Source organism: Cognatishimia sp. MH4019, assembly GCF_020177595.1.
GTDB lineage: Bacteria > Pseudomonadota > Alphaproteobacteria > Rhodobacterales > Rhodobacteraceae > JAHTBL01.
Genome location: NZ_JAHTBL010000005.1, coordinates 62,969 through 87,816 on the forward strand (window position 1 = coordinate 62,969; position 24,848 = coordinate 87,816).

Genomic DNA, 24,848 nt, shown 5'->3' on the forward strand with positions numbered 1-24,848 from the left:
AAGATAGCTCAGAGGCCCCCGCCGTCCCGAAATTTGCGCCGGAGGCAACCCGCAAAAACGCAACCCATCGCGTTTGCCCAAAAAACAGACGGTTTATCCGGTTTCAAACCATCTCCATCACGTCGCCTTCGATTTCCCATCCGGCGGCAGCAAAAAGCGGGACAAACTCGGACGGCACAAAGAGCCGATCCTCGAGGTTTTCAATCTCGAAATAGCGCTGCGGAGGGATCAACCGCGCAGCGTCGCCAGACAGATCCATCACCCAACGCGACGGCACTGATCGCCTTGCAAGAAAGCGAAACTCGAACGCCTCAAACCCAATTGGCTTTGCGGGATCAAAGACCCCTCGCTCCGCGTCTCGTGACGCTCGCAGCGCCTCCCGCGCGGCCCGCAGGCTGGGCGCATTGTCCAGTATGATCTGCGGGTTTTCCGCCATGGCCGCAGCCTCTACCGGCGATCCGCGCGTCCGAAACGGATCGACATTCGGGAAGATGAAGTAGGGCGCCGCTAACCCCGTCTCCAGCAATCGCGCGTTATAGCTTGGCAGCCGCTCTGCGCGCGGAGTGTCAGGCTGATTGGGATGCACAAAGGCAAGCAAACGCCCGAACCCGTCCAGCGCATCATAGGCAAAGGCGAGGAAAAACTTCTCGCTCTGCAAAGCCGACTGATCGTTCAGAATAAGCGCCTCCAACGCGTCTTCCGCCGCCTCCGCATAGGTTTTGTGGGTTTCGGCGGCCTCTGGCCCGGCTTTGTCCTCCAGATAGGCTTGCAGGCGCGGATCAAGCCCCTCGATCGCGTCGAAGTCAGATCCAAACGGATCCGCCAAGAGCCGTTGAAATATCTCGGAATCCGTCGCGATGAACTGGCCTGTCTGGGGTGAGATCAGACTGCTTTCCGGCGTATCAATCCCCAGAAACCGGATCGGGAAGTTCGCGTCAGACGACACGTTCACCGTATCGCCGTCGCTCACGATCTGGCGGACCGAACCGTGCTTGGGCAGGCGGACCGTCTCGCCTTCAGATGTGGTTAACTCGCGGGTGCCGAAAAAGCCCTTTTGAAACCGCGCCGCTAGAAAGCCGGTCGCCCCGCCTATCTTGAAAATTGTGCGTGCCATCTGTGCCTCCAAAGGTTGAGGCAGCGTATCACGCCCGTTATCTGCACATATGACAGCGTCAGCATTTTCACGTAGATTTAGCGAGGATACGCCTAGCCCGCGTCAGTTTTCCCGCGCCGATCCCCGCGCAAGTTCGCGTAAAGAACATGGTTCCGCCAGCGTCCATTGATCTGCAGATAGCTTTGCGCGACGCCTTCATATTTGAAGCCGCATTTCTCAAGCACCCCGCGCGAGGCCCTGTTTTCGGGCAAGCACGCCGCTTCGATCCGACTCAGATCCAGCTGGGTAAACCCATAATGCACCACCGCCTGAATAGCCTCGCGCATATAACCCTGCCGCGCATGCGCGGCACCGACCCAATATCCAAGCGTGCCCGCCTGAGCAGGCCCGCGACGCACGTTATCCAGAGTGATCGCGCCCAGCAGCGTTTCATCCTCGCGCCGGATCAAAAACAGCGGCACGGCAGAGCCGCTGGCAACCGAGCGTTGCGCCCAATAGACCCTATTTGTGAAGGACTTGCGGGACAGATGATCATCCGCCCAGCTTGGCTCCCACGGGGCCAGAAAGGTGCGGCTTTCACTGCGCAAAGCGGTCCAGAACCTGAAATCTGCATGGGTCGGCGGGCGCAGCGTCAAGCGCTCTGTCTCGATCCGAACCTTGCGCCGCCGTATCAGCATCAGGCTGCCAGCCGTTCGCGCAGAGCCTCCAAGCTCGGCGCCTGATCCACCGGACCGTAAAGCGCCAAAGCCGAACCCGCGTTCCGTGCCAGATGCGCTGCGTAGTCTTTGACATCGCCTGTCGTGACCGCATCCACGCGGGCCACGATCTCCTCCAGTTCGGGTACCCTGCCCCAGATCGACACCATCCGCGCCAGACGTTCGGCGCGCGCGGACGGGCTTTCAAGACCCATCAACATGCCTGCTTTCATCTGCGCGCGGGCCCGGCCCACCTCTTCGGGGGACATGTCATCGGCAGCCCGCTTCAACTCGTCCATGGTGATATGGGCCAGTTCCCCAATCTGGTCGGCGCTGGTGCCCGCATAGATCGTGGTTAAGCCGGTGTCGGCGTAAGCGCCCGCCTGCGCAAAGATCGTGTAGCAGAGCCCGCGCTTCTCGCGCACTTCTTGAAATAGCCTGGAGGACATACCGCCGCCAAAAGCGGTCGCGAAAATTTGCGCGGTATAAATCGCCGGATCGCGGTAATCCGGCCCTTCAAGGGCCAGCGCGAAATGCACTTGCTCAAGGTCCTTGACCTCGCGCCGTTCGCCGCCTGTAAAGGCCGCGGCTTGGGGTGTGAACTCCGCCACCGCTTCAAGATGCCCGAACAGCTTTTCAGCCTCCGCCACAAGGCTCGCGTGATCGACCGCGCCCGCAGCGGCCAAGATCATCTGGTTCGGTCCGTAATGCTCGGCCACAAAGCCCGACAGATCAGCACGGCCAAAGCTGCGCACCCGTTCGCTTGGCCCAAGGATCGTGCGGCCAAGAGGTTGTTCGGGATAGGCGACCTCTTGCAGCCAGTCGAACACGATATCGTCCGGCGTATCCAGCGCCTGTCCGATCTCTTGCAGGATCACGCCGCGCTCAACCTCGATCTCGGCCTCGTCAAAGACGGGGTTCAGCAGGATATCCGCGATCACATCCAGCGCCAGCGGCACGTCATTGGCCAGAACGCGGGCGTAATAGGCCGTCATCTCGCGCGAAGTGTAGGCGTTGATGTAGCCGCCGACATCCTCGATTTCCTCGGCGATCTGCAAAGGCGTGCGCCGTTCGGTTCCCTTGAACGCCATATGCTCGAGGAAATGGGCAATGCCGTTCTGTTCAATCCGCTCATGGCGGCCACCCGCATTGACCCAAACCCCGATGGATGCCGATTGCAGCCCCGGCATCTGTTCGGTCACGATGCGAAACCCGTTGGAGAGTGTGTGTATCTCGACTGTCACGCTTTGATCCGGTCCCTGATGATCGACTGGATTTCCGGCAGACCTCCGGCCACTTCGGTCATCCGTTCCGACCGGTCATAAAGGTCTGCCATGCGGCTGGGCAAGGGGGGCCGTGCGCCCATGGCGGCTTCCACAGCGTCGGGGAATTTTGCCGGATGCGCTGTGGCCAGCGTGATCATCGGCGTGGCACTCAGATGCGCCTCGGCCACATGCACTCCGATGGCGCTGTGCGGACACAGGATTTCGTTCATCGTCTTATGCGCCCGCGTGATCGTGGCCGATGTTTCCTCTTCCGAAGCCCGCCCCGACGCAAACGTCTCGCGTAGGCTTTCCAACGCACCTTGAGAGACCGTGAACTGACCGGTTTCCTTCAACTCATCCATCTGCGCTTTCACAGCCGCACCATCGCGCCCATAGGCATCGAACAGCGCGCGTTCAAAGTTGGACGACACTTGAATATCCATCGACGGGCTGATCGAGGGCGTCACCCCTTCTGTTTTGTAAACACCGGTTTTCAGGCAGCGATCCAGAATGTCGTTCTGGTTCGTAGCAACCACAAGCTTTTCAATCGGCAGCCCCATGCGCCGCGCGATATAGCCTGCGAAGATATCGCCGAAATTACCCGTCGGCACGGTGAAGCTGATCGCGCGATCCGGCGCGCCAAGGCTCACAGCAGAGGTGAAATAATAAACAACCTGCGCCAGCACCCGCGCCCAGTTGATCGAGTTTACACCCGCCAGTCGCACCCCATCGCGGAAGTCGAAATCGTTGAACATGTCCTTCACGGCGGCCTGACAGGTGTCAAAGTCGCCCTCAACTGCCAACGCATGCACGTTGGCTTCCGACGGCGTCGTCATCTGGCGGCGCTGCACTTCGGAGACCCGGCCCTTGGGAAACAGGATGAACACATCCACCGCATCCAGCCCACGAAACGCTTCAATCGCCGCCGATCCGGTATCGCCCGACGTCGCGCCCACAATCGTCACACGCTCGCCCGAGCGGGTCAAAGCCGCCTCAAAGAGCTGACCGATCAGCTGCATCGCGAAGTCTTTGAAGGCCAGCGTCGGCCCGTGGAACAGCTCTAGCAGATAGTGGTTCTGCCCGATCTGCACCAAAGGTGCGCGGGCATCATGGCCGAAGCCCGCATAGGAGCGGGCGATGATGTCGGTGAACTCCGCATCGGTGAACGTGTCGCCGATGAAAGGCCGCATGATGCGGTAGGCGACCTCTTCATAGGACAGGCCGCGCAGCGCCTTGATATCAGCCGCACTGATCGTCGGGATTTCCTCTGGCACGTAAAGGCCGCCATCGCGGGCCAGACCGGTCAGCATCGCCTCCTCAAAGCTTAAAACAGGCGCGGTGCCGCGGGTCGAAATATAGCGCATTGTCGTCTTAGCCTTTCGTCGTCGTCCGCCTGATACGCGAGACAAGAAACGCTGTCATCCCCAACCAGACGACAGCCAGCGAAAACCACGTAATCGCATAGTTCAGGTGATCGTTCGGGATCGCGCTGCTGTCTACCGGCAAGGGCGTCACAGAGGGGTCCGTTTGCGTCGCCGCAATCACCAAAAGCGGTTCGGTGTCCAGCGCTTCCGCCAATGTCGGCACGTCACGTGAGAACCAAATATTGGCGTCCAGATCATTATCGGGCGTGTAGCTGTCGATCTCGTCAGGCCAGTGCAGATTGCCGCGGATCGTGACCTCTCCGGTCGGCCGGGCAGCGTCTTTGGCATCCAGCGGGATAAAGCCCTGATCCAGCAGGACGCGGCGCCCTTGGGTCTCGAACGGGACAATCAGACGATAGCCGGGGCCGACCCGCTTGACCGACACCAGCACCGGAATTTCGGGCCGCCCAATCGTCCCGGTAAGTTCAACTGGTGCATAGCGATCCGCCTCTGGGTCTGCGTCGATCGGCAGCGCAATCGCAGGACCGCTGATCTGCGCGTCGATCTCCGCCAAAACGCCCTGTTTCCACTCCAGCCGCTGCATCTGCCACACACCGAGCGACACCAGAATGGCCGCACCGATAAAGCCCAGCAGCAATGGAAAGATAAGACGAGCCGTCATGATGTCCCCAAGTGAAAAGCGCGGAAGCTGAGCCTCCGCGCCTTTGAAAATGTATCGTCGGTGAGAGGCTTATATGCCCCAGATATAGACGGCTGCGAACAGGAACAACCAGACCACATCGACGAAGTGCCAGTACCAGGCGGCCGCTTCAAAGCCCACGTGCTTTTCAGCGGTGAAATGCCCCTTGCGCACCCGCAGGTAACACACGAACAGGAAGATCGTCCCGATGATGACGTGAAGGCCATGGAAGCCCGTCGCCATGAAGAAGTTCGAGAAGAACTTGTCGCCACCAAAGGTCCAGTCCTGCTCGACCAGCAGATAGCGGTACTCATAGGCTTGCAGGAAGGTAAAGAAGATACCCAGCAAGACACCGATCAGCAGGCCCCACTCAACATCCTTGCGGCTTTCGTTATGCACCAGCGCGTGATGCGCCCAAGTGACGGCACAGCCCGACAGGAGCAGCACCAACGTGTTGATCAGCGGCAGGTGGAAGGCATCGACCTGATAGAACTCAGGCGCCACATAGGTGGAGCCGATATATTCGTCCATCGGATAAAGCGCGTGCTTGAAGAACGACCAAAACCATGCCGCAAAGAACATGACCTCGGACATCACAAACAGGATGAAACCGTAGCGCAGGCCGATGCGCACCGCAGGCGTATGATCGCCCTGTTGGCTTTCAGTCACCACGTCCGACCACCAGCCGAACATGACGTAAAGCACAGCGACAAAGCCCATCAGGAACATCCACGGGCCAGAGCCGTGCATCCACAAAACAGCCCCGAAGAGCATGACGAAGGCCCCAACTGACGCAATCAGCGGCCACGCTGAGGGGTTCAGGATGTGGTAATCGTGGTTCTTAGCATGTGCCATGGTCTGTTCCCTGGTCCTTGATTAGTTCACGGCCCCGTCCGAGGGGACCGTCAGCTGAGCTGTGTCCTCGGGGAGGTCAATTTCGTAGAATGTATATGAGAGCGTGATGTGCTTGGCGAATTTCGCTTCACGGTCATCGACGATTTCGGGGTCCACGAAGAAGGTGACGGGCATCGTCACGCGCTCTCCGGGTTGCAGGATTTGTTCCTCAAAGCAGAAACACTGGATCTTGCTGAAGAAAGCACCCGCAGCGTAAGGTGCCACGTTATAGGCGGCAGAGCCTGCTACGGGGCGATCTGTGGGGTTATAGGCCTCGTAAAAGGCCAGACCGGTCTCTCCGATCCGCACTTCCATCTCGCGTTGCACGGGCTTGAATTCCCACGGCATGTCACGCTCGAGCGATGCGTCAAAGCGGATCTTGATGGTCTGATCCAGGATCGTGTCGCTGCCGCTTTCTGCCACATTGGTCGCCCCGCCATAGCCTGTGACCCGGCAGAACCAATCGTAAAGCGGGACAGAGGCCCAGGCGAGCCCGCCCATCAGCACCACGACGCCCACAGTCTGGGCGAGTGTCTTTTGTTTGCCTTCCAGTCCCAGCATCAGTTGCCCTCCTGCGGGATCATATGGGGGCGGGCCACATGATCGAAGCCTTCAAGCGGCTGCCCCGTGGTGACTTTGACAACGGTCAGGCCGAACACGATGCCGATCAACGCGACCAACACGACGGCCAATGAGACGTTCCGCCCAAAGCGGCGGGTATGCAATTCGTGATCTTTCGAAAACGCCATTACCAGCCTCCCATTCCGAAGGGTGCAAGCGCCGGTTTCACCAGCAGCGCCCCGAAATGCAGGAACAGATAAAGCAGCGAAAACTTAAAGAACGCTTTCTCGGTCTTATAGTGATCGGCTTCGGCCTGCGCTTCATCCCGGCGCCAGATTTCGAACGCGCCTTTGATGAACCATGCGTTCAGCGCAATCGCGATTGTCAGATAGATCGGCCCGGCAATGGCCGTAAAGCCAAGACCCACCGCGACCGGGGCCAGCAACAGCGTGTAGACCAGCAGATGGTTGCGCGTGGTGCGACGGCCATGGGTGACGGTCAACATCGGCACGCCCGCATCGTCGTAATCGGACTTCATAAACAGCGCCAAGGCCCAGAAATGCGGCGGCGTCCACATGAAGATGATCGCGAACATCAGCACCGATTCCAGCGAAACGTCACCGGTGACAATCGCCCAGCCGATCATCGGAGGGAACGCGCCTGCAGCGCCACCGATCACGATGTTTTGCGGGGTCGAGCGTTTCAACCACATCGAATAGACGACAGCATAAAAGAAGATCGTGAAGGCCAGCAGCCCAGCGGCCAACGCGTTCGTTGCCAGCCATAGCAAGACAACCGAAAAACCAGACAGCGCCAACCCCACAGCCAGCGCATCATTCGGCGTGACCTTCCCCGCGGGAATAGGCCGCTTTTGCGTGCGGCGCATGATACGGTCGATATCCGCATCCCACCACATATTCAGCGCGCCCGAAGCGCCTGCCCCGATGGCGACAAACAGAATGCCGCAAAAGGCAATAAACGGATGGATCGAGCCCGGCGCGACCAGAAGGCCCACCAATGCGGTGAAGATCACCAGTGACATCACACGGGGCTTGAGCAGCGCGAAGAAGTCGCTGAACTGCGCCTCTCCGGTCTCTGGCTTGTTGATGCTCGTGTCGCTCATATCGCTCCCTTAGCGAAAGGGGGCAGGTCGGCCCTGCCCCATCCAGATTTACTCAGCCAAAGCCACGTCAATGCTGCGTGGCGTCCCGGCATATTCTTCAATCGCGCCGTCCAGCCATTCGGCATAGACCTCTTCGCTGACCACTTTGACGGTGATCGGCATATAGGCATGGTCCTTACCGCAAAGCTCGGAACACTGGCCGAAGTAAACGCCCTCTTTCTCAGCTGCGAACCACAGCTCAGCCAGGCGGCCCGGCACGGCGTCCTGCTTCACGCCAAAGGCGGGGATCGTCCACGAATGGATAACATCCGCCCCAGTCACCTGCATCACAACCGTCTTACCCACAGGGACGACAACAGCGGTATCCGTTGCTAGCAGGAAGGCCTGATCCTCATAGCCGTAGTCTGCCAGCTCTTCGCGCTGCAGCATGAAGCTGTCGAAGGCGAAGTCATGATCGACATATTCATAGCCCCAATACCACTGGTATCCGGTGACCTTGATCGTGATGTCTGCCTCTGGAATTTCCTGCTGCTTGAACAGCACCGGCAAAGAGAACGCGCCGATGAACATCAAGATGACAATCGGCACAACGGTCCATGTCACCTCAAGCGCGGAATGGTGGGTGAACGTGGCAGGCGTCGGGTTGGTGCGGCGGTTGTAGCGTACCATCACGATGACCAGCAAAGCCGTCACAAAAAGCGTGATGATCGTGATGATCACCAAGATCATGCCGTCGAGCCATTGCAGGTCGCGGGCCAGCTCGGTCGCAGCAGGCTGAAAGCCGATGCCACGGTCAATCGGCTGCCCGATCACTTCGAGGTCTTGCAGCGCGTCCTGCGCCTGGGCGGCGCCCGCTGTCAGAAAACCGGCCAGACCGGCGAGTTTCGTCATCAATCGCATGTATGTATTCCCATCGGTTGCGGGTGTGGTTCACCCATCGTGACGGAGGCCTCCTGCGGGAGGCGGAATCCCGTTGTATTCAGCGCTCTGTGAACCATATTCTAGGGGGCAGAACAAGATTGTCCCTTGCGGCAAACGGACGCTTTTTTGATCTGGATCAAGTTTCTCGGCGCGCGCCAAATAATAAGGACACCCTATGCCAACAGACGTTTTTCGCCCGTTTGAAACCTATTTGGACGCCGACACAGCCTTGTCTACCTTGCGCGAGGCCACAGCAGGTGCCGATGACGGAGAACTTTTTCTGGAGCGTCGACGCTCGGAAATGATCTCGTTTGATGACGGGCGGGTCAAAACGGCCAGCTACGACGCCTCTGAAGGATTCGGTCTGCGCGCCGTGCGGGGCGAGGTTGCGGGCTACGCACATTCCTCCGAAATCAGCGAAAGCGCCTTGATGCGCGCGGTTGGCACAACCCGTCTGGCGGTCGGCGATGGCGGCGGCACGCTCGCCGCGGGGCCGGTTGCCACGAATCAAAAGCTCTATGGTGATGACAATCCGATGGAGGCGTTTGAGTTTCCCGTGAAGATCGACCTTCTGCGCGAGATCGACGCCTTCGCCCGCGGGCTGGATCAGCGTGTGGTGCAAGTCTCTGCCTCGCTGGGCGCGTCCATGCAGGAAATTGAGATCATGCGCCCCGACGGCACGCGCGTGCGCGATGCGCGTCCGATGTCGCGTCTCAATGTGTCCGTGATTGTCGAACAGGATGGACGCCGCGAAAGCGGCGGCACCGGCTCGGGTGGTCGCGACGGTCTGGCCCGCCTGATGGAACCCGGCCACTGGCAGCCCGCGATCCGCGAGGCGCTGCGCATCGCACTGGTCAACCTGAAGGCCGAGCCTGCGCCTGCGGGCGTTATGGACGTGGTCCTTGGCCCCGGTTGGCCCGGCATAGTGCTCCACGAAGCCGTAGGGCACGGGCTGGAAGGGGATTTCAACCGCAAAGGCTCCTCTGCTTTTGCCGGTCTCATGGGCCAACAAGTCGCTGCGAAAGGCGTGACGGTTCTGGATGATGGCACGATCCCGGATCGCCGCGGCTCCATCACGATTGACGACGAAGGCACGCCCTCTGCCAAGAACGTCCTGATCGAAGATGGCGTGCTGGTCGGCTACATGCAGGACCGCCAAAACGCCCGCCTGATGGGCGTGACCCCCACCGGCAACGGGCGGCGCGAAAGCTATGCCCATGCGCCGATGCCGCGCATGACCAACACCTATATGCTGGGCGGTGAGTCCGCGCCCGAGGATATCGTGGCAGATCTCAAAGATGGCATCTATGCGGTGGGCTTTGGCGGCGGTCAGGTCGATATCACCAACGGCAAGTTCGTGTTTTCGTGCACCGAGGCCTACCGCGTGAAGAACGGCAAGGTCGGCGCGCCGGTGAAAGGGGCCACGCTGATCGGTGACGGGGCGACCGCGCTGCGCCAGATCAGAGCGATCGGCAATGACATGGCGCTGGATCCCGGTATCGGCAATTGCGGCAAAGCCGGCCAATGGGTGCCGGTTGGCGTGGGCCAGCCCACGCTGATGATCGGCGGTCTGACTGTCGGTGGGTCCGCCGCCTAAAGAGGTTTTGCGCCTGCTTCGCAGTCGCCGCGCGCGGATTTGCTTTGCAAACCCGCGCGGCCTCCGGCGGGGATATTTGGGAAAAGCGAAAGGCGAGTCGAGAGTTCGCGGCGGTTTACGCCTTGTTAACCGACCTGCGGCTATACCTGATTCTGCAAGAGACGGAGCGACGGATGACCGAAGAACACCTTTCTTCCTTTCACCCCCCACTCCCACCCACCACGGAAGATACACTGGTTGCGTGGCTCCGCCTCTTGCGCTCACGCCGCGTTGGTGTGACCACCTTTTTCCGACTTTTGAAAGAACACGGGACCGCCGAGGCCGCCCTTGAGGTTTTGCCGGACGTGGCCAAGGCCGCAGGCGTTCAAAGTTATCAGGTCTGCCCCGAAGGCGTCGTTCAGGCCGAACTGGCCGCAGGTCGGCGCGCGGGGGCGACCTTGGTACGCTACGGCACGCCTGAATACCCTAAGGCGCTTTGCGATATCCCCGATCCTCCGCCCGTTTTTTGGGCATTGGGCAATCTTGGGCTCCTGAACAAAACCACCATCGCCTTGGTCGGCGCGCGCAATGCCTCTTCTTTAGGCACTCGTATGGCCAAATCACTCTCCCGTCATCTGGGCGAGGACGGCTATGTCATCGCCTCTGGTCTGGCACGGGGTGTCGATACCGCGGCCCATCATGCGGCATTGGAAAGCGGCACGATTGCTGTTCTCGCAGGCGGTGTCGATGTACTTTATCCCGCCGAGAACAGCGAATTGGCGCAAGAGATTGCGCGCAAGGGCTTGCGTATTTCCGAGCAACCGATGGGGTTGCAGCCCATCGCGCGTCACTTTCCCCGGCGCAATCGGATCATCTCGGGCCTGTCGCAAGCGGTCGTCGTGGTCGAGGCCGCAGCCAAATCGGGCAGCCTGATCACGGCGCGCAACGCGCTGGATCAAGGGCGCGACGTGTTCGCCGTGCCGGGTCATCCGTTTGACGCCCGTGCGTCGGGCTGCAACATGCTGATCCGCGATGGCGCAACTCTTGTGCGCGGGGCAAACGACGTCATCGAAGCACTGGCGCGTCCTGCGGCCCCAGAACTGCCACTGGAAGCGCCCAATCCTCTGCCCGCCGACGCACGCAGCTTGCGCGACACTGCAGCGCTTCACTCAGAAATCCTTGCTCGCATCGGCCCGTCCCCGGTCGCCGAAGACCAGTTGATCCGCGACATGGCAAAACCCGCGCAGACCGTCGCGCCCGTGCTGGTGGACATGGAAATGAGCGGCTTGATTGAGCGCCAAGCGGGCGGCCTTCTGGCCCGGACAGAAGCGGCAAAATAGACCCCCACTGTCACGCCATCACCAAGTCCGATTGACATCCCTCAATCCAACCCCACATCTTGCGCGTCCAATACCCCCCTGTTGAGTCGTGAGGAAGTTCATGCCCGTTGTCGTCGTTGAATCGCCTGCTAAGGCCAAGACAATCAACACTTATTTGGGGTCCAACTATACCGTTCTGGCCTCTTATGGTCACGTCCGCGACCTGCCCCCGAAAGACGGATCGGTCGACCCTGACCATGAGTTTGACATGAAATGGGAGATCGCGAGCGATAGCAAAAAGCACGTCAAAGCGATTGCCGACGCCCTTGCCGACGACCCCGAACTGATCCTTGCCACGGACCCGGATCGCGAGGGTGAGGCGATCAGCTGGCACCTGCAAGAAGCGCTGACCAAGCGCAAGTCGATCAAGAAAGACACCCCCGTCAGCCGGGTGGTATTCAACGCGATCACCAAAACGGCCGTGACCGAGGCGATGCAAAATCCGCGCCAGGTCGATATGGAACTGGTGGAGGCCTATCTGGCCCGACGTGCGCTGGATTATCTGGTCGGCTTCAACCTGTCTCCGGTGCTGTGGCGCAAGCTGCCCGGCTCCAAATCCGCGGGCCGTGTGCAGTCGGTCTGCCTGCGCCTGATCGTTGAGCGCGAGATGGAGATCGAGGCGTTCAATGCCCGCGAATACTGGTCGGTCAAAGCCCAGCTGACCTCGGCCCGGGGCCAGACCTTTGATGCGCGCCTAACGGTTCTGGGCGGCAAGAAACTCGATAAATATGACATCGCGAATGAGACTGCCGCTGAGTTGGCCGTCAAAGCGGTCGACAGCCGCGATCTGACGATCCAGCGGGTCGAGGCGAAACCGGCAAACCGCAACCCGTCCGCGCCCTTCATGACCTCGACCCTGCAGCAAGAGGCTAGTCGCAAGTTCGGCTTCGGCGCGCGGCAAACCATGAGCACCGCCCAGCGCCTCTATGAGGCCGGCTACATCACCTATATGCGAACCGACGGCATCGACATGGCCCCCGAAGCCGTGTCCGCGGCGCGCGACGCGATCGGGGATCGCTACGGCAAGGATTACGTCCCGGAAAAGCCGCGCATTTACAAGAACAAGGCCAAGAACGCGCAGGAAGCGCATGAGTGTATTCGCCCCACGGATATGACCGTCTCGGCGGCCGAGCTGAAAGTGTCGGAACCTGATCAGCGCAAGCTCTATGATCTGATCTGGAAGCGCACGCTTGCCAGCCAGATGGAAGCCGCCCGGATGGAGCGCACGACCGTTGATATAGGCAGTGCCGATGGCCAGGTGGAGCTGCGCGCGACCGGTCAGGTCGTGCTGTTCGATGGCTTTCTGAAGGTCTATGAGGAAGGCCGCGACGATGATGTCGTGGATGATGACGACAAGCGCTTGCCACAGCTGGCCGAAGGCGAAAAGGCCGCGAAACTGTCAATCACGCCCGAGCAGCACTTCACCCAGCCCCCGCCCCGCTACACCGAGGCGACGTTGGTCAAGAAGATGGAAGAGCTGGGCATCGGCCGCCCCTCGACCTATGCGTCGATTGTCACCACAATCCAGGATCGCGAATATGTCCGGAAGGACAAGAACCGCCTGATTCCAGAAGATAAAGGGCGGCTGGTGACAGCCTTCCTGTCGAATTACTTCCGCAAATATGTGGGCTATGATTTCACCGCCGACCTTGAGGCGCAGCTGGATCATGTGTCCGCCGGGGATGCCGACTACAAGGATGTGCTTGCCAAGTTCTGGCGCGATTTTTCCGCCGCGATTGAGGAAACCGCCGATCTGCGCATCACCGAGGTGCTTGAGAAGATCAACGAGGTGCTGGAGCCGCATCTGTTCCCGCCCACCGAAGAGGGTGGTGATCCCCGCCTTTGCCCTAATTGCGGCACCGGTCGGCTTAGTATGCGCACGGCACGGTCGGGCGGAGCGTTTATCGGCTGCTCTAACTATCCCGAATGCAAATACACCCGCGCCTTCGGCCCGCCCGGCAAGGAAGACGACACCGGCATTCCGCCTGAAGGCAAGCTACTTGGCGAGGATGCAGGCGACAAGATCTACGCCTTCAAAGGCCGGTTCGGGCCCTATGTGCAGCGCGGCGAGGTGACAGACGAGAACAAGAAGCCCCCACGCCAATCGATCCCCAAGGAATGGCCGCCCGCAGAGGTCGAGCTGGAAACAGCGCTCAAGCTGCTGTCGCTGCCCCGCGAGATCGGGCCGCATCCGGAAGATGGCGTGATGGTCTGGGCTAATATCGGCCGCTATGGGCCCTATCTGAAGCACGCTGCCAGCACGTCAGAACGCGGTGGCACCAACGCCAATCTGGAAAGCCTGGATGAGGTGTTCACGGTCGGCATGAACCGCGCCGTGCAATTGCTGGCCGAGAAGGTCGCAAGCCGGGGTGGGCGCGGTGTCGCCGCCAAGCCCATTCGCGAGTTGGGCGAGCATCCTGATGATGGCGGGCCGGTCAACATCATGGAAGGCAAATACGGGCCTTACGTGAAATGGGAAAAGGTCAACGCGACTATCCCCAAAGGCACCGAACCTGACGCCGTCACGATGGAGATGGCCGTCGAGTTAATCGCCGAGAAAGCGGCCAAGAAAGGCACGCGGCGCAAACCCGCAGCCAAGAAGAAAGCCCCGGCCAAGAAAAAGGCCTGACATAGAGGAACTTCCGGTCGCAAATCGCGTTGAGCGGTTTGGGTAAGGGATCATCGTGATGTCAGCCAAAGCGACCAAGTCCAGTTCTTCGCGCCGCGTCATGGCACGCCTGCGTCACGCTCTGGGCACCGTTCAACCGGCAAAGCTCCTGCTTTTGGGCTATTGTTCGTATATCGCCATCGGCTGGGCGCTGCTTAGCCTGCCGGTCGCGCAAGAACAGGCGGTTGCGGCCCTTGATGCGCTTTTCATTGCAACCTCTGCGGTCTCGACCACGGGGCTTGTCACGGTCGATCCCGGCGGCAACTTCACCTTTTTCGGAGAGTTGGTCATCCTGCTGCTGATCCAGATCGGCGGGCTTGGCTACATGACCGTCGGATCCTTCGCGCTGCTGACGATCCAGAACCGCCTCAGCCGTGTGCGTGAGAAAACCACCCGCGCCGCGTTCAATCTTCCCGAAAATGTACGCGCCGGGCTTTTCGTGCGCTCTGTCATCATTTTCACGCTGACCTGCGAGGCCATCGGCGCGCTCGCGCTCTATGCCCTTTTTAGCGCCCAAGGGGTCGAAAATGCTGCATGGGCGGCGATCTTCCACGCCGTTTCGGCTTTTTGCACCGCAGGCTTCAGCCTTTTCTCGACCTCGCTTGAGGCGTTTCGCGGTGACACGGGCGTCGTCCTTGTCATTTCGGCCCTCAGCCTGCTGGGCGCGATGGGCTTCCTGATTATCGTCGATTTCTGGCGTAACCTCTTTGGTCGCAAGCAATATCTCGGCTTTACCAGCAAGATCATTCTGCGCATGACGCTGATGTTCCTGTTCTTCGGAACGTTGCTCTTGTTCATAATCGAGCCGGGCTTTCGGGACCTGCCCCCGTCAGAGCGGCTGTTGACAGCCTTCTTTCAAACGATGACCGCCACGACCACCGTGGGCTTCAACACCTACCCGATTGGGGCGCTCTCCTTGTCGGTCATCATGGTTATCTTCGTTCTGATGATCATCGGCGCATCACCTGCGGGGACGGGTGGCGGATTGAAAACAACGTCCTTTGCCGTGCTGGTCGGGCTTGTGCGCTCTTCGCTCAAAGGGCGCGACGAGGTGCGGTTTTTCAAGCGCCGCGTGCCTGCGGACAAGTTGCAAACCGCGACCGCATCGCTGACCTACTACATGGCGCTTCTCGCCATCGCGATGTTCCTGCTGCTCATGACCGAACCCGCCGCCGCCTTTGAGACCGTCATGTTCGAGGTCATCTCGGCCCTCGGCACGGTCGGGCTGTCCATGGGACTGACCGGCGATCTCAGCCCCTTGGGTAAGATTATCATCATCGTTTTGATGATTGCAGGCCGTGTCGGCATCCTGACATTCGGTATCGCACTGGCCGCCCATGACGAATCCCGCGAGGAAGAGCGGGACAATGACGTGGTCGTCTGAACCAGAGGTCTGCCGCACTGCGGCATATTCGTTGACTCTCTCCTTACGCGTCGTCACAAAGTGGGCCACGCAAGGATGAGGGGCGTTTGATGAAGAAGATTTATGACTCTGCCGACAAGGCGCTGGAGGGGCTGCTGGACGACGGCATGCTGATCGCAGCGGGCGGCTTTGGCCTGTGTGGCATACCCGAATTGCTGATTGACGCACTGGTCGAAAGCGGGGTGAAAGACATCACCATCGCGTCGAACAATTGCGGTGTTGACGGCTTTGGTCTGGGCAAGCTGCTCGACACCAAGCAGATCAAGAAGATGATGTCGTCCTATGTTGGTGAGAACGCCGAATTCATGCGCCAGTATCTCTCGGGCGAGTTGGAGCTTGAATTTAACCCCCAGGGCACTTTGGCCGAGCGCATGCGCGCGGGGGGCTGCGGCATCCCCGGTTTTTATACCAAGACCGGCGTCGGCACCGTGATTGCCGAGGGCAAGGACCACAAGGATTTCAACGGCGAGACCTACATCATGGAGGAGGGCATCTTCGCCGACCTCTCCATCGTGAAGGCCTGGAAAGCCGACGAGACAGGCAATCTGATCTTCCGCAAGACGGCCCGCAACTTCAACCCGCCCGCTGCGATGTGCGGCAAGGTTTGCGTGGTCGAGGTTGAAGAGATCGTGCCGACAGGCTCGCTTGACCCCGATCATATTCACCTGCCCGGCATCTACGTGCACCGCATCATCCAAGGCGAGCACGAAAAACGCATCGAGCAACGCACCGTGAGGACAGCATAATGTGGGACCGCAATCAAATGGCCGCCCGCGCGGCGGACGAGCTGGAAGACGGCTGGTATGTGAACCTTGGCATCGGCATCCCGACGTTGGTCGCCAACTATGTCGGCGACAAGGACATCACCCTGCAATCGGAAAATGGCATGCTCGGCATGGGTCCCTTCCCCTTGGAAGGCGACGAGGACCCGGACCTGATCAACGCAGGCAAGCAGACCATTACTGAGCTGCCCCGCACCGCCTATTTCGACAGCGCGCAAAGCTTCGGCATGATCCGCGGCGGCAAAATCGCGGCGGCCATTCTGGGCGCCATGGAAGTGGCCGAAAACGGCGATCTGGCCAACTGGATGATCCCCGGCAAGCTGGTCAAAGGCATGGGCGGCGCGATGGATCTGGTCGCAGGCGTCGGCCGCGTGATCGTCGTGATGGACCACACCAACAAGCATGGTGACAGCAAGTTGCTGAAAGAATGCACCTTGCCGCTGACTGGCAAAAACGTCGTGGACCGGATCATCACCAATCTGGGCGTTCTGGATGTGGTCGAGGGCGGTCTGAAGATCGTCGAGACCGCGGACGGCGTGACTGAGGATGAGCTGCGCGCCGCAACGGAAGCCACCATTGTCTGACATCGCGCGCGACGTCAGCGGCTCCAAAGGCCGCTACGTGCTCGCAAAAGACGGGCTGGAGGCGGAGCTGACCTACTCCATCTCCTCGCCCACCCTGATCATTGCCGACCACACCGGCGTGCCGGAGGAGTGGAAAGGCCAGGGCGTTGGTCTGCAACTGGTCGAACGGCTCGTGGCGGATGCGCGCGCCGAGGGCGTCAAGATCGTCCCGCTATGCCCATTTGTGAACGCCCAACGCCGCAAGCATCCAGAGTGGGCAGACGTCTTTAACGTGTAATTTACCCTAAGCTATTGGACAGCGCGCCCCGGACCTGATCCGGGGCCTCTGGCCCAGAAAAGGAGGTCCCGGATCAAGTCAGGGACGTCAACCTCCCGAATGCATGATAGGCGCGCGCAGCAGTTGCGAAAAGCTCGCCAATTATTGTTCAGAAAATCGAAACAGCATCATATTCTTGCCCTATTCTGTCTCTAAATGGCAGGGCAATGACAATGAGCAGTACAAACCCATCCCAAGACCTCTCCGCCCCCGCGCCCCAAGCGCGGCGCTGGCGGGATGTTGCGATCCTTGGCGGGCTCTTCGCGCTGATGCTGTTCGGCCTGATTGGCCTTGCCGCAGCAACCGGTTGGGAAGAGACCAAAGCGCAATTGATGAAGCTGACCACGTGGGAGGTTGGCGTCCTGCTGGCCCTGTCCCTCGTCAACTATCTCTTTCGCGGCCTGCGATGGCACATCTTTGCCCGCCGCCTTGGCCTGCCCACGGGGCTCTGGCAAGACATCCGCCATTTCCTCGGCGGCTTCGCGATGAGCGTAACCCCCGGCCGCGTCGGCGAGTTGATCCGCATGCGTTGGCTGAAACGCGAAACCGGTTGGGCGTTTGAGCGCACAGCGCCGTTGGTGCTGGTGGATCGCGCATCGGACCTTGCGGCGATGGCCGTGATCCTTGGCGTCGCGCTGGCGCTCTCCGCTGGCGGCATCGCCTTCGCTCTGCCCGTCACGGTGCTTGCATTCGCCGCCGCTGTCATCGTCACGCGCCCCACGCTGTTCAAAGCGGTCGTCACCTACAGCTACAAGGCCACCGGCCTTTTCCCCCGCCTGATGGGCCGCCTGCGCGTCGCCGCCCGCAGCCTGTCGAAATTCACAAACCCCACCGTTCTGGCGCTGGCCGCTGGCCTCGGCATTATCGGCTGGCTCGCCGAAGGCTACGCGTTCCACCTTCTGCTGATGTGGATGGGCGTTGATATCGGCTTTTGGAAAGCCGTCGCAATCTTCGTGTTCTCGACCCTCGCAGGCGGCCTGACCGGCGCGCCCGGAGGCGTCGGCGGGGCCGAGGCCGCGATGGTTGCCCTGCTCACACTCGAAGGCGTCCCGCTTGAGGTTTCAATCCCCGCCACGGCCGTCATTCGTCTGACTACACTTTGGTTCGCCATCGGCATTGGCCTCGCCATTTTCCCTGTTGCCGAGCGTTATTCACTGAGGACCCGACATGCGTTGGAAAACTGAAAGCTACACCGGCTGGGGCCGCGCCCTGACCGCCACGGGCGATATTGCGCGCCCCGAACGCGCCTCGGCGCTGGCGGCGCTGATGAAAGACAGCCCTGCGCCCGCCATCGGCAATTGCCGCAGCTACGGCGACGCTTGCCTGAATGACGACGGTCGCGTGATCGACATGACGCGCATGGACCGCGTGCTGTCTTTTGATGAAAAAACCGGCCTGATCGAGGTTGAGGCAGGCCTGCAAGTCGGTGAAATCTCGCGGCTATACGCACCCCAAGGCTGGCTACCTGCCGTCATGCCCGGCACCGGTTTCGCAACCGTCGGCGGCTGCATCGCCAATGATGTGCATGGCAAGAACCACCACGGGCTGGGCAGCTTCGGCCAGCACGTCACGCAAATCGTGCTGAACCAGAACGGCAAAGAGGTGACGATCACCCCGAAAAACGCAGGCCTCTGGAAAGCCACCATTGGCGGGCTTGGCCAGACCGGCGTCATCGTCCGCGCGACGCTGCAGATGATTGCCTGCAAGGGCGACGTGATGATGGTCACCGAACGCCGTGTCGATGGATGGGATGAATTCCTGCAAGTGCTGGATGACAGCAAAGCCACCTACACTGTCGGCTGGATCGACGCGACCGCCAAAGGCGATGCCCTTGGTCGTGGTATCCTTGAGGAAGGCGAGACAGGCGCGGGGCTGCTGCCCAAGCAGAAAGCCTCGAAAAAAGTGCCGTTCAACGCGCCGCATTTCGCGCTGAGCAAACCCATCGTCAAAGCCTTCAACAATGCCTATTACCGCCGTGTCCCCGATCACGGGCGTACCAGCGTCAAGCCAATCAACGATTTCTTCTTCCCGCTGGATCGCATCCACGACTGGAACAAGCTTTACGGCAAACGCGGCTTCCACCAGTTTCAATGCGTCGTTCCCATCGCCAAAGCCCCGGCCCTGCGCGAGATGCTTGAGATGATCGCCAATTCCGGCCTCGCCTCGCCGCTGGCCGTGCTCAAACGGATGGGGCCGGGCCGCGCCGGATACCTCTCTTTCCCGATGGAGGGCTATACGCTCGCCGTCGATTTCCCGAACCGCTCGGCCGCGCAACTGCTGATCTCGAAGCTCGAAGAGATGACCGAAGAAGCCGGTGGCCGCCTTTACCTCGCCAAAGACGCCCTTGCCCGTCCAAACCGGATGAAAGCCATGTATCCCGAGTGGAAAGACTGGCTGAAAGTCGTCAAGAAAGCCGACCCCGAAGGCGCGCTTGAAACCGATATGACCCGCCGCCTTGAGCTGAGGAGCGCTTGATATGACCGACACATGGATCATCCTGGGGGCCACGTCCTCCATGGCGCGGGCCTTCGCGCGCAAACTGGCCGAAGAGGGCGCAACGCTTTATCTGGCAGGCCGCGATATGGCCGATCTGGAAGCCAGCGCGGGCGATTGCAAAGCGCGCGGTGCAGCGAATGCGCACGCAGTGCTATTTGATGCCCGCAAGCCCGACACGTTCACGCCAATCATCGACGCGATGGGCGCAGAGGAAGGCATGCTGAACGCCGCTGTCTTCGTCGGCTCCATGCCCGATCAGGCCGATATCGACGCCGATCCGTCCCTTATCGACGGCACCGTCACCGACAGCTTCACCGGCCCCGCACGGTTCCTGCAAATGCTGGCCCCAATGATGGAAGAGCGCGGAGGCGGTACTGTTGTCGGCGTCGGCTCCGTCGCCGGAGATCGCGGGCGCGTGGGCAACTACGTCTATGGCGCAGCCAAGGCAGGTTTTCACACCTATCTGTCGGGCCTGCGCAACCGCCTGACCCGCTCAGGCGGGCATGTGGTGACCGTGAAGCCGGGTTTTGTCGACACCGCGATGACTTGGGGGATTGAGGGGATGTTCCTCGTCGCCTCCCCCGATCAGGTGGCAGGCGATTTGCTGAAAGCGGTGCGCAAGAAGAAGAACGTGATCTATACGCCCTTCTTCTGGCGCTACATCATGCTGATCATCCGCTCGGTGCCCGAACCTATCTTCAAGAAGCTGTCGATCTAACAGAGTTCTGGTGGCACCCAGCATCGTCGGGCGCCTCCCTTTGTTGCCCTAAAACCCAAACCACTGCGGCAACAACCCTGCCGCGTAAAACATCAGCGACAGCGTAATCATCAAAATCCCCAACCCGCGCTTGTCCTTCAATGCAAAGACAATTGGGTCGTAATCCTGCTTGCCGAAATATCCCAGCCGGATCATGCGGAACATCCACCACGCAATCGGCAGCAATGCGACCCATAACAGCCAGCGATCCGGATACAGCGTCTGAGCCTGCTCGCTCATCGAATAGAGAAAGAAGATGAGCAACGCGCCAACCATGCCCAACCCGCTCACGTTCAGCAGATCACCACGATCCGTCCGCGCATAACCGCGTCCGGGCAAGCGTTCATCCGAGGTGGCCAATGTCAGCTCTGTCATCCGCTTCACACAGCCCAGCGTGATGAAGATCGGGAAAATGAACACCAGCATGAAGCCCGACGCCACGACCTGAGACGCCGCAGCCCCAGCCACCACGCGCAAGGTATAAAGCCCCGCCAGCGTCGCGATATCGACCCAGCGCATCCGCTTGAGCTTCAACGAATAGGCCAGCGACAGGATCATATAGAGGATCACCACACCCAAAAACGCGGGTCCCAGTAAAGCGCCGATACCCAGCGCAATCGCGCCCATCGCCGCCGTTGCGATCATGCCAATCCGGATCGGAACAGCCCCGCTCGCAAAGGGGCGGTTCTTCTTTTTGGGGTGTAACCGATCCGCTTCCAGATCCAGCAAATCGTTCACTATATATATAGTCGACGCTGCGGCCGAAAAGGACGCCATTCCCAGCAGCACCAGCAACAGCGGCGCGACCTCGAACGTATGCGCGGCCAGCATCGGCAAAAGCAGCAGCACGTTCTTGACCCATTGATGCGGTCGCAACGCGCGGATCAGATCGCGCATCGCCCAGCCGTCAGTATATTCGGTAACGCTATGCCCCTCAGCCGTCAGCTTGCGCGCCAATGATGCGTCCTGCCCGACGATCAGCGCATTTTCCGCATGTTCCCAGACGGCCAGATCCGCCGCCTCATTACCCGCGTAGTCAAAGCCCTTTTCGCCGTAAGTCGCGACCAATGCCTCGGCTTTCGCGTGGGCTTTAAGGTTAACGTCGCCGTCCGAGGCGAAGACCTGATCGGACATCCCATGATCCGCCGCCAACCGACGCACCTGGCTTTCATCCGAGGCCGAGGCCAAGATCACAGGCCGCCCTGCGGCAATGGACTCGTCTGCCAGTTTCTTCATCTCGGGCTGAACCGGCAGCAAATCCGTGCGGATCTCGGCCACCTCCGCCAATGAGCGTTTCAACCGTGCGGGGTCGCGAAACTGCGTTATCGCGATGCGCAGGACCCGCAACGGATCGCGTCCCAACCCCGCCCAGAAACACTCAAACAACATATCGGTGCGCAAGAATGTCCCGTCGACATCCAGCACCAGCGGCTTGGCTTCGGCCATTCTACCCTGCTCCCTGGATCGCGAAGACGCAGCCATCGCTGACCAGTTCGGGCGGCGTGATGCACAGGCCCCGCGCGACGGTCCAGGCCGCCAGAACCTTTGGCACATAGGCGCGCGTCTCGTTGAAAGGCGGCACGCCGCCATGTTTGCGCACCGCGTTTTCGCCCGCGTTGTAGCTGGCCAGCACGAAGATTGCATCATTGTCGAAATCGCTCATCAGCTGGTCCAGATAGGCGACCCCGCCTTGAATATTCGCGCCGGGGATCGTGCGGTCCGTCACACCGAACCGCTCTGCCGTGGCAGGCATCAATTGCATCAACCCCACAGCGCCCGCGCTGCTGACCGCATCTTTTTTGCCAGCCGACTCGACCGCGATCACCGCAAGAACCAAAGCCGGCGACACTTTGGTGCCAATCGTCGCTTTCAGAATATCCGTGCCATAGGTCTGCGCGATGTTCTGCATGGCTTGCATGCGCGGCGCGTTCACGCCTTGCCCGCCCGGCGCTTGCGACAAATGGTTAACGGCAGCCTCAAGACGGGCCACGCTCTTGTCCTCCAACTTCGGAGAGACCTTGGCCCAATACCATTCGTAAACCGGCTTGGCGGCCGGCGTCTTGCCACCCTCGGCAAGCGCAGGCGCCTTGATCGCACCGGTGGCGGTGTCGATCTGCACACGAATCCGTTTGCCGCTCCCCGCTTTCGGGGGCGTGACCTTCTTGAACGTGAAATCGGGAAAGGGTTCAGGCTCCTCTGCAAGGACGCCCTGAGCCGCTACAATAGCCAATATATTTAAAATACCTGCCAGCCGCTTCATGCGGATGCCTGCCTCTTTATCTTTTTGTTAAGACAACACTCGCAAATATTGGGCCACAAGACCAGAAATTTGAAACAATGGACGCAGGACAGCTTCGAATGGCGCGCTGACGGAAACGAAAAACCCGACGCAAAGCAAAAAAACAAGAAAACTTTTTAAACGATTTCAAAAAGTTAAAAGATTTTTGTATCTTTTTTCAGGCAGACCAAAAATGGAACGAATGGTGCCTAAGTCTTGCCCCATTCGGGGGGCTATATAGCGGCATACCAAGTCGGGGATCGAGCCAAACAAGAGGCCGGCCCGAGAAGATCCGAGGCGGTTAACATGAAATGCGAACATCCTTTGGAGGGACTTGAAAATGGAAATGTTTAAGCTTTGGAAGCGTTTTGAGCAAGACGAAGACGGTGCTGTGACTGTGGACTGGGTCGTGCTGACCGCCGCTGTTGTTGGCCTGGGTATTGCCGTTCTCAACGCTGTTGGTAAGTCGTCCATGACGCTGACCAAGAAAATCAGCCAAGAGCTGGCGACCGCTACGGTTTCCAAATACGTCGTCAACTAATCGACGTATGGCTGAGATCAGCCAAAAAAAGCCGTCCATCATTGATGGGCGGCTTTTTTCGTTTCCGACAGTGACCAAAAGACATTTCCCAAGTGACACGTGCCATGGTGTATCTTCGAAAACTGCTTTCCTCATCAAAGCGCGGCTTCTCTTTTGACTGGCTGATCTTGCTCGCAGGTATGGCAAGCGCAGGCTTCGCGGCCGTGTCACTTATGCTTCTCTAAGCGGACGCAGTGTTGCTGAAACGTGCAAATTCCTTGCGCGGACCACGCTTTGATCACGGATTTGCCGCAATTAGCCGATAGCTCTGGCTCCAAATGAATTGAGACGCGCAAGCGTTCGAGCGATGAAAGGAAACACAATGCGACTGGTTTTTGGACTGGTGCTGATCGTCGGCGTAGGCTTGGCAGGCTTTGCCGTCTACATGGCGCAGAACTACGTCTCCGCCTACCGCCTCGCCGAAGAGGCCGCGCGGGCAGAAAACGTGCCGATGAAGCCGATCTTCATTGCAAATCGTGATCTGAACTATGGCGACAAGATCATGGAAGATGACATCATCTTCGCCCGCTGGCCCGAAAAGTTCATCCCGGAAGGGGCATTCTTCGGCGAAGAAGAATGGTTCTCGGCAGGCGACGGCGTGCTGCGCACCGCGTTGCGTCCGATCCAGAAATACGAGCCGCTTCTAGCAGCAAAGGTCACCGAGCCCGGCGAAGATGCGGGCCTGACCTCGCGCCTCAAGAAAGGTATGCGTGCTTTTGCGATCCGTGTGGATGTGACCAGCGGTGTGTCGGGTTTCCTGCGACCGGGTGACCATGTGGACGTCTACTGGTCAGGCCGCACGCTGGATGGCGACGAGACCGAAGGCGAGATCACCAAACTGATCCAATCGCGCGTCCATCTGATCGCGGTCGACCAAACGTCCGACAACAACCTTGATCGCGCGACTATCGCTCGCACGGTCACGGTTGAGGTCACGCCGACACAAGTGGCCGCCCTCGCTCAAGCCCAGGCAACCGGGTCTTTGACCCTCGCTCTGGTGGGTGCTTCAGATGATACCGTCGCCCAGCAGGTCGAAATCGACCAACGCCTTCTGCTCGGGATCGAGCGTGAAGCCGCGGTCGAGGTTGAGGCCGAACGGAGCTGCACGATCAAGACACGGCGCGGCGCAGAAGTGGTCGAAATTCCGATCCCCTGCACAAACTAAGCCAAATCAAAGACATGCGGGCGACCCCCATATCGGGTGTCGCCCGCCTCGTTTACATACCAGTTTTCGTATCTGTTGCGAGTTATCCACATAAACTTCGCGCCCCAAACCATTGATTCTTGCAAAAAAAAGAAAACTAAGGCAGGGTTTTGAAAAATGCGGACAAAAAGATCCGTAAATCGGGCGTGATCGGAGAGGCAGGTCACA

Annotated in this window: 24 protein-coding genes; 12 read left to right on the plus strand and 12 right to left on the minus strand. The window is 59.9% G+C overall.

Annotated elements, in window-relative coordinates:
• Nucleotides 1-103: 103 nt before the first annotated feature.
• The 10 genes from KUW67_RS10285 to coxB form a co-directional block, all read right to left on the minus strand.
• Nucleotides 104-1,114 (minus strand): hypothetical protein, encoded by a 1,011-nt coding sequence (locus KUW67_RS10285; RefSeq protein ID WP_224825217.1) that lies wholly within the window; start codon nucleotides 1,112-1,114, stop codon nucleotides 104-106.
• Between the two features lie 92 nt (nucleotides 1,115-1,206).
• Nucleotides 1,207-1,791 carry a GNAT family N-acetyltransferase gene (locus KUW67_RS10290; protein WP_224825218.1) on the minus strand — a complete coding sequence of 195 codons (585 nt, stop codon included), beginning with the start codon at nucleotides 1,789-1,791 and terminating at the stop codon, nucleotides 1,207-1,209.
• On the minus strand, nucleotides 1,791-3,053 hold the full coding sequence (locus KUW67_RS10295; protein WP_224825219.1) for a pitrilysin family protein: 1,263 nt from the start codon (nucleotides 3,051-3,053) through the stop codon (nucleotides 1,791-1,793). The genes KUW67_RS10290 and KUW67_RS10295 overlap by 1 nt, the downstream gene beginning before the upstream one ends.
• Entirely contained in the window at nucleotides 3,050-4,438 is a 1,389-nt protein-coding gene (gene thrC, locus KUW67_RS10300) for a threonine synthase (protein WP_224825220.1), read from the minus strand. Before thrC ends, KUW67_RS10295 begins: the two co-directional genes overlap by 4 nt.
• 7 nt (nucleotides 4,439-4,445) lie before the next feature.
• Nucleotides 4,446-5,120 carry an SURF1 family protein gene (locus KUW67_RS10305; RefSeq protein WP_224825221.1) on the minus strand — a complete coding sequence of 225 codons (675 nt, stop codon included), beginning with the start codon at nucleotides 5,118-5,120 and terminating at the stop codon, nucleotides 4,446-4,448.
• A 69-nt stretch (nucleotides 5,121-5,189) separates the two neighbouring features.
• The gene (locus KUW67_RS10310) at nucleotides 5,190-5,993 is read right to left on the minus strand and encodes a cytochrome c oxidase subunit 3 (protein WP_224825222.1); all 804 of its coding nucleotides are present in this window, start codon (nucleotides 5,991-5,993) and stop codon (nucleotides 5,190-5,192) included.
• Nucleotides 5,994-6,014: 21 nt separating this feature from the next.
• A complete protein-coding gene (locus KUW67_RS10315; RefSeq protein ID WP_224825443.1) occupies nucleotides 6,015-6,590 on the minus strand; it encodes a cytochrome c oxidase assembly protein in 576 nt (191 codons plus the stop codon).
• 2 nt (nucleotides 6,591-6,592) lie between these two features.
• On the minus strand, nucleotides 6,593-6,781 hold the full coding sequence (locus KUW67_RS10320; protein ID WP_224825223.1) for a hypothetical protein: 189 nt from the start codon (nucleotides 6,779-6,781) through the stop codon (nucleotides 6,593-6,595).
• On the minus strand, nucleotides 6,781-7,716 hold the full coding sequence (gene cyoE / locus KUW67_RS10325; RefSeq protein WP_224825224.1) for a heme o synthase: 936 nt from the start codon (nucleotides 7,714-7,716) through the stop codon (nucleotides 6,781-6,783). Before cyoE ends, KUW67_RS10320 begins: the two co-directional genes overlap by 1 nt.
• 48 nt (nucleotides 7,717-7,764) lie before the next feature.
• Complete coding sequence (gene coxB, locus KUW67_RS10330; RefSeq protein ID WP_224825225.1) at nucleotides 7,765-8,616, minus strand: cytochrome c oxidase subunit II; 852 nt, start codon at nucleotides 8,614-8,616, stop codon at nucleotides 7,765-7,767.
• A 196-nt stretch (nucleotides 8,617-8,812) separates the two neighbouring features.
• Here coxB and tldD point away from each other — a divergent pair, with 196 nt between their 5' ends.
• From tldD to KUW67_RS10380, 10 genes are all read left to right on the plus strand, one after another.
• Nucleotides 8,813-10,234: a metalloprotease TldD gene (gene tldD / locus KUW67_RS10335; RefSeq protein WP_224825226.1), complete on the plus strand. Its 1,422-nt coding sequence runs from the start codon at nucleotides 8,813-8,815 to the stop codon at nucleotides 10,232-10,234.
• Between the two features lie 173 nt (nucleotides 10,235-10,407).
• Nucleotides 10,408-11,553, plus strand: a complete 1,146-nt coding sequence (dprA, locus tag KUW67_RS10340) for a DNA-processing protein DprA (protein WP_224825227.1) — start codon at nucleotides 10,408-10,410, stop codon at nucleotides 11,551-11,553.
• A 100-nt stretch (nucleotides 11,554-11,653) separates the two neighbouring features.
• Complete coding sequence (topA, locus tag KUW67_RS10345) at nucleotides 11,654-14,221, plus strand: type I DNA topoisomerase (RefSeq protein ID WP_224825228.1); 2,568 nt, start codon at nucleotides 11,654-11,656, stop codon at nucleotides 14,219-14,221.
• A 58-nt stretch (nucleotides 14,222-14,279) separates the two neighbouring features.
• Nucleotides 14,280-15,644, plus strand: coding sequence for a TrkH family potassium uptake protein (locus tag KUW67_RS10350; RefSeq protein ID WP_224825229.1), 1,365 nt, complete (start codon nucleotides 14,280-14,282; stop codon nucleotides 15,642-15,644).
• Between the two features lie 89 nt (nucleotides 15,645-15,733).
• Nucleotides 15,734-16,429, plus strand: coding sequence for a CoA transferase subunit A (locus KUW67_RS10355; protein ID WP_224825230.1), 696 nt, complete (start codon nucleotides 15,734-15,736; stop codon nucleotides 16,427-16,429).
• Nucleotides 16,426-17,049, plus strand: a complete 624-nt coding sequence (locus KUW67_RS10360) for a 3-oxoacid CoA-transferase subunit B (RefSeq protein WP_224825444.1) — start codon at nucleotides 16,426-16,428, stop codon at nucleotides 17,047-17,049. The genes KUW67_RS10355 and KUW67_RS10360 overlap by 4 nt, the downstream gene beginning before the upstream one ends.
• A complete protein-coding gene (locus KUW67_RS10365) occupies nucleotides 17,042-17,326 on the plus strand; it encodes a GNAT family N-acetyltransferase (RefSeq protein ID WP_224825231.1) in 285 nt (94 codons plus the stop codon). The genes KUW67_RS10360 and KUW67_RS10365 overlap by 8 nt, the downstream gene beginning before the upstream one ends.
• Before the next feature lie 212 nt (nucleotides 17,327-17,538).
• Nucleotides 17,539-18,549 carry a lysylphosphatidylglycerol synthase transmembrane domain-containing protein gene (locus tag KUW67_RS10370; RefSeq protein WP_224825232.1) on the plus strand — a complete coding sequence of 337 codons (1,011 nt, stop codon included), beginning with the start codon at nucleotides 17,539-17,541 and terminating at the stop codon, nucleotides 18,547-18,549.
• A complete protein-coding gene (locus tag KUW67_RS10375; RefSeq protein ID WP_224825233.1) occupies nucleotides 18,533-19,840 on the plus strand; it encodes an FAD-binding oxidoreductase in 1,308 nt (435 codons plus the stop codon). Before KUW67_RS10370 ends, KUW67_RS10375 begins: the two co-directional genes overlap by 17 nt.
• A 1-nt stretch (nucleotide 19,841) precedes the next feature.
• A complete protein-coding gene (locus KUW67_RS10380) occupies nucleotides 19,842-20,579 on the plus strand; it encodes an SDR family oxidoreductase (protein WP_224825234.1) in 738 nt (245 codons plus the stop codon).
• Nucleotides 20,580-20,627: 48 nt separating this feature from the next.
• On the opposite strand, the gene KUW67_RS10385 is transcribed toward KUW67_RS10380, so the two are convergent.
• Nucleotides 20,628-22,064: a UbiA family prenyltransferase gene (locus KUW67_RS10385; protein ID WP_224825235.1), complete on the minus strand. Its 1,437-nt coding sequence runs from the start codon at nucleotides 22,062-22,064 to the stop codon at nucleotides 20,628-20,630.
• Between the two features lies 1 nt (nucleotide 22,065).
• Complete coding sequence (locus KUW67_RS10390) at nucleotides 22,066-22,878, minus strand: lytic transglycosylase domain-containing protein (protein WP_224825236.1); 813 nt, start codon at nucleotides 22,876-22,878, stop codon at nucleotides 22,066-22,068.
• Between the two features lie 358 nt (nucleotides 22,879-23,236).
• Between KUW67_RS10390 and KUW67_RS10395 the strand changes: the two genes are divergently transcribed.
• Together KUW67_RS10395 and cpaB are read left to right on the plus strand one after the other, a co-directional pair.
• Entirely contained in the window at nucleotides 23,237-23,437 is a 201-nt protein-coding gene (locus KUW67_RS10395; protein WP_224825237.1) for a Flp family type IVb pilin, read from the plus strand.
• Between the two features lie 361 nt (nucleotides 23,438-23,798).
• Entirely contained in the window at nucleotides 23,799-24,641 is an 843-nt protein-coding gene (gene cpaB, locus KUW67_RS10400; RefSeq protein WP_224825238.1) for a Flp pilus assembly protein CpaB, read from the plus strand.
• Nucleotides 24,642-24,848: the final 207 nt, after the last annotated feature.

Coding starts and splice junctions, on each gene's coding strand:
- cyoE (WP_224825224.1), bottom strand. CDS start 7,716: ATGAGCGACACGAGCATCAACAAGCCAGAGACCGGAGAGGCGCAGTTC.
- KUW67_RS10310 (WP_224825222.1), bottom strand. CDS start 5,993: ATGGCACATGCTAAGAACCACGATTACCACATCCTGAACCCCTCAGCG.
- KUW67_RS10390 (WP_224825236.1), bottom strand. CDS start 22,878: ATGAAGCGGCTGGCAGGTATTTTAAATATATTGGCTATTGTAGCGGCT.
- KUW67_RS10375 (WP_224825233.1), top strand. CDS start 18,533: ATGCGTTGGAAAACTGAAAGCTACACCGGCTGGGGCCGCGCCCTGACC.
- KUW67_RS10320 (WP_224825223.1), bottom strand. CDS start 6,781: ATGGCGTTTTCGAAAGATCACGAATTGCATACCCGCCGCTTTGGGCGG.
- KUW67_RS10385 (WP_224825235.1), bottom strand. CDS start 22,064: ATGGCCGAAGCCAAGCCGCTGGTGCTGGATGTCGACGGGACATTCTTG.
- KUW67_RS10305 (WP_224825221.1), bottom strand. CDS start 5,120: ATGACGGCTCGTCTTATCTTTCCATTGCTGCTGGGCTTTATCGGTGCG.
- KUW67_RS10290 (WP_224825218.1), bottom strand. CDS start 1,791: ATGCTGATACGGCGGCGCAAGGTTCGGATCGAGACAGAGCGCTTGACG.
- KUW67_RS10350 (WP_224825229.1), top strand. CDS start 14,280: ATGTCAGCCAAAGCGACCAAGTCCAGTTCTTCGCGCCGCGTCATGGCA.
- coxB (WP_224825225.1), bottom strand. CDS start 8,616: ATGCGATTGATGACGAAACTCGCCGGTCTGGCCGGTTTTCTGACAGCG.
- cpaB (WP_224825238.1), top strand. CDS start 23,799: ATGCGACTGGTTTTTGGACTGGTGCTGATCGTCGGCGTAGGCTTGGCA.
- KUW67_RS10395 (WP_224825237.1), top strand. CDS start 23,237: ATGGAAATGTTTAAGCTTTGGAAGCGTTTTGAGCAAGACGAAGACGGT.
- KUW67_RS10370 (WP_224825232.1), top strand. CDS start 17,539: ATGAGCAGTACAAACCCATCCCAAGACCTCTCCGCCCCCGCGCCCCAA.
- thrC (WP_224825220.1), bottom strand. CDS start 4,438: ATGCGCTATATTTCGACCCGCGGCACCGCGCCTGTTTTAAGCTTTGAG.
- tldD (WP_224825226.1), top strand. CDS start 8,813: ATGCCAACAGACGTTTTTCGCCCGTTTGAAACCTATTTGGACGCCGAC.
- topA (WP_224825228.1), top strand. CDS start 11,654: ATGCCCGTTGTCGTCGTTGAATCGCCTGCTAAGGCCAAGACAATCAAC.
- KUW67_RS10380 (WP_224825234.1), top strand. CDS start 19,842: ATGACCGACACATGGATCATCCTGGGGGCCACGTCCTCCATGGCGCGG.
- KUW67_RS10355 (WP_224825230.1), top strand. CDS start 15,734: ATGAAGAAGATTTATGACTCTGCCGACAAGGCGCTGGAGGGGCTGCTG.
- KUW67_RS10285 (WP_224825217.1), bottom strand. CDS start 1,114: ATGGCACGCACAATTTTCAAGATAGGCGGGGCGACCGGCTTTCTAGCG.
- dprA (WP_224825227.1), top strand. CDS start 10,408: ATGACCGAAGAACACCTTTCTTCCTTTCACCCCCCACTCCCACCCACC.